The organism is Frankia sp. CcWB2 (assembly GCF_977927585.1).
Genome location: NZ_CDWRCM010000107.1, coordinates 3,604 through 9,242, shown reverse-complemented (window position 1 = coordinate 9,242; position 5,639 = coordinate 3,604). Strand labels below are relative to the sequence as shown.

The window sequence follows — 5,639 nt, the reverse complement described above, 5'->3', positions numbered from 1 at the left end:
GCCCAGGGTACTCCCGCGGCTCACCTCGCGGCCCGACGCGGCAAAGCGCGGGTCGCCCCCACGGGAGCCCGTCCGGCCACTCACCGCGACCTCGGCGGCGGAATGCCGAGAATACACGCGGCCCGCGCCGGCAGCCCCGTCCCCAGTGTGCACGGGCACATCGTAGGTCATGCCGAACCAATGGGATATACACCGCAACACAATCAGACCGCCCAGCTCATCAGAGCTGGTAGCAGAAACGACCCGGCCACCCCGGAACCGGTTCTCCGGCCAGGCGGGCCACGCCGGGCCGGGCCGGTCGCCGCCGTAACCGCGCCACGCGGGGACGATGCCCGAGACCAGGAGGCCTGCGCTCGAAACCAGGAGGCTGCGGGAACGCGGGAACCCGCGCCGGGACCGCCGCCCGCGGGCGGAAAACCGCGTGATCACCCGTAGTCTCGCAGTCAGAGCGTCGGCGCGGGTCTCACCGCACGGCGCCCGAGCGACGACGACGCGGCCGGCCCCCGGCCCGGCGACCGAAGATCGACGAGAAGGCGGATCAGGGATTGTGACGACGACATCTGTCCCGCAGCAGTCCATCCATCAGCGGATCGCCGAGGAGCTCGGCGTGCGCCAGGGGCAGGTGACGGCGGCGGTCGACCTGCTCGACGGTGGTGCCACCGTGCCCTTCATCGCCCGCTACCGCAAGGAGGCGACCGGCACCCTCGACGACACGCAGCTGCGCACGCTGGAGGAACGGCTGCGTTACCTGCGGGAGCTAGAGGATCGGCGCGGCGCGATCCTCGAGTCGATCCGGTCGCAGGGCAAGCTGGACGACGCCCTGGAGGCGCAGATCCTCGCCGCCGACTCCAAGGCCCGGTTGGAGGACATCTACCTGCCCTTCAAGCCGAAGCGGCGGACCAGGGCGCAGATCGCCCGGGAGGCCGGCCTCGAACCGCTGGCGGAGAGCCTGCTGGGCGACCCCTCGCTCGACCCGTACGCCACAGCGACGGCCTACGTCGATCCGGAGAAGGGCGTGGCCGACGCGGGTGCCGCGCTGGAGGGGGCGCGGGCGATCCTCGTCGAACGGTTCGCCGAGGACGCTGACCTGATCGGCACGCTGCGCGAGCGAATGTGGTCGCGTGGTGTCCTGGTCTCCCGGGTCCGGGAGGGTAAGGAGGAGGCGGGGGCGAAGTTCTCGGACTACTTCGACTTCTCCGAGCCGTTCACCTCGTTGCCGTCGCACCGCATCCTCGCGGCGTTCCGGGGGGAGAAGGAGGAGATTCTCGACCTGGCCCTCGAACCGGGCGTGCCGGCGGAGCCGGACGCCGCCCCGCCGCCCGGGCCGACCGACTACGAGACGCGGATCGCCGAGACGTTCGGGATCTCCGACGCGGGCCGGCCGGCGGACCGGTGGCTCCTCGACACGGTCCGCTGGGCCTGGCGCACCCGCATCCTTGTGCACCTCGGCGTCGATCTGCGGATGCGGCTGTGGACGGCCGCCGAGGACACCGCCGTGCGGGTGTTCGCGGCGAACCTGCGTGACCTGCTGCTCGCGGCGCCGGCCGGGACCCGGGCGACCATGGGTCTCGACCCGGGGTACCGCACCGGAGTGAAGGTCGCCGTGGTCGACCCGACCGGCAAGGTGGTCGCCACCGACACCATTCATCCGCACGTCCCGGCACGGCGGTGGGACGAGTCGATCACCACCCTGGCCCGGCTCGCCCGGGAGCACCGCGTCGACCTGATCTCGATCGGGAACGGGACGGCCTCCCGGGAGACCGACAAGCTCGCCGAGGACCTCATCCGCCGGCACCCGGAGCTGTCGCTGACGAAGGTGACAGTGTCGGAGGCGGGGGCGTCGGTGTATTCGGCGTCCGCTTATGCCGCGGCGGAGCTCCCCGGGCTCGACGTCTCGCTGCGCGGGGCCGTGTCGATCGCCCGGCGGCTGCAGGACCCGCTCGCGGAGCTGGTGAAGATCGACCCGAAGTCGATCGGGGTTGGGCAGTACCAGCACGACCTGTCCGAGTCCCGGCTGTCGTCATCCCTGGACGCGGTGGTCGAGGACTGCGTGAACGCGGTGGGGGTGGACGTCAACACCGCGTCTGCCCCGCTGCTGACCCGGGTGTCCGGAATCGGGGCAAGCCTCGCGGAGAGCGTGGTGCGCCACCGCGACACGCACGGGCCGTTCCAGACCAGGGCCGCACTGAAGGACGTCCCCCGCCTCGGGCCGAAGGCGTTCGAGCAGTGCGCCGGCTTCCTGCGCATCCCCGGCGGGGACGATCCGCTGGACGCCTCCAGCGTGCACCCCGAGTCCTACCCGGTGGTGCGGCGCATCCTCGCGGCGACCGGCGGCGACCTCGGCTCCCTTATCGGCAACGGCGCGGTCCTGCGAGCCCTGAAGCCGAGCGAGTTCGTCGACGACACCTTCGGCCTGCCGACCGTCACCGACATCCTCGCCGAGCTGGAGAAGCCCGGCCGTGACCCGCGGCCGGCCTTCAGGACGGCGGCATTCACCGAGGGGATCGAGACGCTCGCGGACCTGGTCCCCGGCATGACCCTGGAGGGAACCGTCACGAACGTCGCCGCGTTCGGGGCCTTCGTCGACATCGGCGTTCACCAGGACGGCCTGGTGCACGTGTCGGCGATGTCGAAGAACTTCGTCAGCGATCCGCGCGAGGTCGTCAAGCCCGGCGACATCGTGACGGTGAAGATTCTCGACGTCGACATCCCACGCAAGCGGATCTCGCTGACGCTGCGGCTGGACGACGAGGCCGGTGCCGGGGGTCCGGGTCGCCGGGACGGCGAGGGTGACCGGCGGGGAGCCGCGGGTGCGGGCGCCGGACGCGGCGGGAGCCGTGATCGTGGTGATCAGCGGGATGGCGGCCGGGGCACCGCGAGTGGCGAACGTGGTGGTGCCGGCGGTCGCGGTGCCGGTGGTGCCGGTGGCGCTGGCGGTTCCGGCGGACGCGGTGGCATGGGCGGTCGTGGCGGTTCCGGTGGCAGGAACGGTTCCGGTGGCCGCGGGGGTTCCGGTGGCCGCAGCGGATCCAGTGTGCCGGACGGCGCGATCGCCGAGGCGCTGCGCCGGGCCGGCATCGTCAACGGCGACCAGATCACTCTCGGCGAGTCCGGCCGCAAGCGCGGCTGACCCACTGACCAGGTGACGGGTGGGGCCGGCGGGTCGGGCCGGGAATTATCGGCTCCGGCGCCTCCCGCCGGCCCCACTCACCTGGCTCCCCCCGGAGGTGCTTCGCGGATCGACGGTACTGATCCCCGAAGCACCCCGACGGCGGACGAAGTCCGGTGTCGTCAGAAAGAACCGACGGTGATACCGATAATGGTGAGTCGATACTCGAAGGCGCTGAACAGCAGGGTGCGGCAGGCGGATATCACGCGACTTCGGCGAGCAGTCCGGTGGCAACATCGAAGATGAAGCCACGGATGGCGCCGGTATGCGGGATGAACGGACTCGCCTTGATCCGCGCGATCGACTGGCGTACGTCTTCGGTCAGGTCGGTGAACGACTCCGCGGCCCATTCCGGTTTAATCCCGGTCTCGTCCTGGATCGAGCGTTTGAAATCGTCGTCGGTGAAGGTCAGCATGCCGCAGTCGGTGTGGTGGATCAGGATGATCTCGCGGGTGCCGAGCAGGCGCTGGCTGATCGCGAGGGAACGGATCTCGTCGTCGGTGACGACGCCGCCGGCGTTGCGGATGACGTGAGCCTCGCCGTCGCCCAGGCCGAGGATCGCGTAGACGTTGAGCCGTGCGTCCATGCAGGCGACGGCGGCGATGTGCTTGGACGGCGGCAGCGGAAGCGGCCCGGCGAAGGTCTTCGCGTAGGCGGCGTTGTTGGTCAGGTAGTCGTCGGTGACGGACATGGGTCCTTCCGGGGGGCGGATCGGTGGTGGAGGCCGGAGGTTCAGGCGGGATCCGCAGGTTCAGGCGGGGTCCGCCGTGCCGGTCCAGGAGGCACGGAACGCCGCGGTGGTCGCGGCGACGGTGGCGGTGACCTCGGCCGGGCTGGCCGGGTTCGGGGCATCGCCGAACCCGGCCGCCAGGCCCGCGACGCCCGTCTCCGCGCGGGGGCGCCAGCTTTCTTCCCAGACGGCGAGAACCGCGGCGTTGTCGGGCCGTTCGGCGATGGCGTGGCGGGCCAGGGCCGCGCTCCACGCCCGGCTGCGGGCGCCGTCGACGCCGGACTCGCGCAGCAGTTGGGCGGTGAGGCCGTCGCCGTTGGCGTCCGCGAGGTCGGGGAGGGCGGTCTTGAGCAGGGTGTCGAGCGCCGGCTTGACGACGAGGTTCAGCGCCGTGAAGGCCTCCGCCCAGTCGTAGGCGACCAGCAACCGCTCCAGCGCCTCCCGGGCGGGTTGCCAGGCCGGGTCTTCTTCCCAGAACCGTCGGGTGGCCCGGCTGTCGGCGAGGTCGGCGCCATGGACCAACGACAGAGCCTTGGCCCGGTAGGCGATCCACTGCAGGGCGCGCAGTTCGTCGGCGGCCTGGAAGAACGCGGCGTTGCTGACGTAGGCGCTGGGTCCGAGCTGGCCGACGTACAGGCTGGTGATCTGCAACACGTGGAACAGGTAGCGGGCGGGCAGGTAAAGCCGCGCGAGGACACCCACCCAGGCCGGGTTCAGGCCGGCATCCGCATCGAGGGCCTCGAAGTGGTCGACGACGCCTTCGGCGTAGATCTCCCGGTCGTGCTGCAGAGCGATGTAGCGGCGGTAGTTGAGCTGGGCGGGGTCGCGGAACGCCTCCCAGTCCACGCCCCGCAGCGGCGAGCCCTCGCGGTAGCGTAGGTACCACCGGTTGATCGGACTGTCAGGATCAAGGTCGAACGGGGCCGGCTGCCGCCCGAAGTGGTAGTGAAAGTGGCCGGTGACGGTCTCGTACTCGTTCGGCTTGCGGCGGGCCCCGTCGAACACACTCCAAGTGCGCAGGGGCCTCGCCGTGGGGGCGGTAGTCATCCTCAGTCCTTCCGGTCCAGGTACCAGACGAGTTCGTCGTCGCTCACGTACCGCATCCGCCCGGCAAAGCCGGCGAGGGCGGGTTCGAGGGTGGCGAGCGGGACGGACCGGCCGGCGGCCTCCTCCAGGCTGGCGCGGGTGACCCGCAGGAAGCGGGGCGCGTTGATGCGCACGTAGCCGTTGCGGTCCTCCACGACCAGCATCTGGTCGGGGTTGTCCTTCTCGATTGCGGCGTGCAGTGCCTCGACGACGTCCGGGTCGAATCCGCGGACGATGGGGCCTACCAGGCGGCTGGAGTCGGCGGTCATGAAAATCGTCTCCCCGTCGGTGCCGCGGTCGCAGCGCCACGGCACCGGTTGTAGTGACGTCGGCCGTCGGGTGGGATCCCGACAATGATCCGCTCGCCGTCGGCGCGCACCGGGAAGCTGTACAGCCGGCAGTCGCTCGGGTTGAGGCTCTCGCCGGTCGCCAGGTCGAACTCCCAGTGGTGCGCGGCGCAGGTGAGCACCCCGTCCTTGACGGCGCCGTTGACCAGCGGGAATCGCGAGTGCGGACACACCGCCTGGTACGCCCGTAGCGCCCCGCCGGGCAGGTGCGCCAGCAGCACCTGCTCGGCGCCCGCGGTCACCTCGAGCACGTCGCCTTCCCACACCTCGTCCAGCGAGGCGACGTCGGTCCACGCCACTGCGGTGC

At 71.2% G+C, this 5,639-nt stretch carries 5 protein-coding genes; 1 reads left to right on the top strand and 4 read right to left on the bottom strand.

Annotation, left to right across the window (positions count from 1 at the left end):
• Nucleotides 1-547 precede the first annotated feature (547 nt).
• Entirely contained in the window at nucleotides 548-3,130 is a 2,583-nt protein-coding gene (locus ACY45C_RS12725; protein ID WP_462187835.1) for a Tex family protein, read from the top strand.
• A gap of 241 nt (nucleotides 3,131-3,371) precedes the next feature.
• Here the strand turns inward: ACY45C_RS12725 and ACY45C_RS12720 are convergent, their stop codons facing one another.
• The 4 genes from ACY45C_RS12720 to ACY45C_RS12705 form a co-directional block, all read right to left on the bottom strand.
• A complete protein-coding gene (locus ACY45C_RS12720; RefSeq protein ID WP_462187834.1) occupies nucleotides 3,372-3,860 on the bottom strand; it encodes a beta-class carbonic anhydrase in 489 nt (162 codons plus the stop codon).
• A 60-nt stretch (nucleotides 3,861-3,920) separates the two neighbouring features.
• Nucleotides 3,921-4,946: an aromatic/alkene monooxygenase hydroxylase subunit beta gene (locus ACY45C_RS12715; RefSeq protein ID WP_462187832.1), complete on the bottom strand. Its 1,026-nt coding sequence runs from the start codon at nucleotides 4,944-4,946 to the stop codon at nucleotides 3,921-3,923.
• Nucleotides 4,947-4,948: 2 nt separating this feature from the next.
• Nucleotides 4,949-5,254, bottom strand: a complete 306-nt coding sequence (locus ACY45C_RS12710) for an MmoB/DmpM family protein (protein ID WP_462187831.1) — start codon at nucleotides 5,252-5,254, stop codon at nucleotides 4,949-4,951.
• A partial coding sequence (locus ACY45C_RS12705; protein WP_462187828.1) for a Rieske 2Fe-2S domain-containing protein occupies nucleotides 5,251-5,639 on the bottom strand: 389 nt, incomplete at its 5' end. The genes ACY45C_RS12705 and ACY45C_RS12710, both read right to left, overlap by 4 nt.

Coding starts and splice junctions, on each gene's coding strand:
- ACY45C_RS12720 (WP_462187834.1), bottom strand. CDS start 3,860: ATGTCCGTCACCGACGACTACCTGACCAACAACGCCGCCTACGCGAAG.
- ACY45C_RS12715 (WP_462187832.1), bottom strand. CDS start 4,946: ATGACTACCGCCCCCACGGCGAGGCCCCTGCGCACTTGGAGTGTGTTC.
- ACY45C_RS12710 (WP_462187831.1), bottom strand. CDS start 5,254: ATGACCGCCGACTCCAGCCGCCTGGTAGGCCCCATCGTCCGCGGATTC.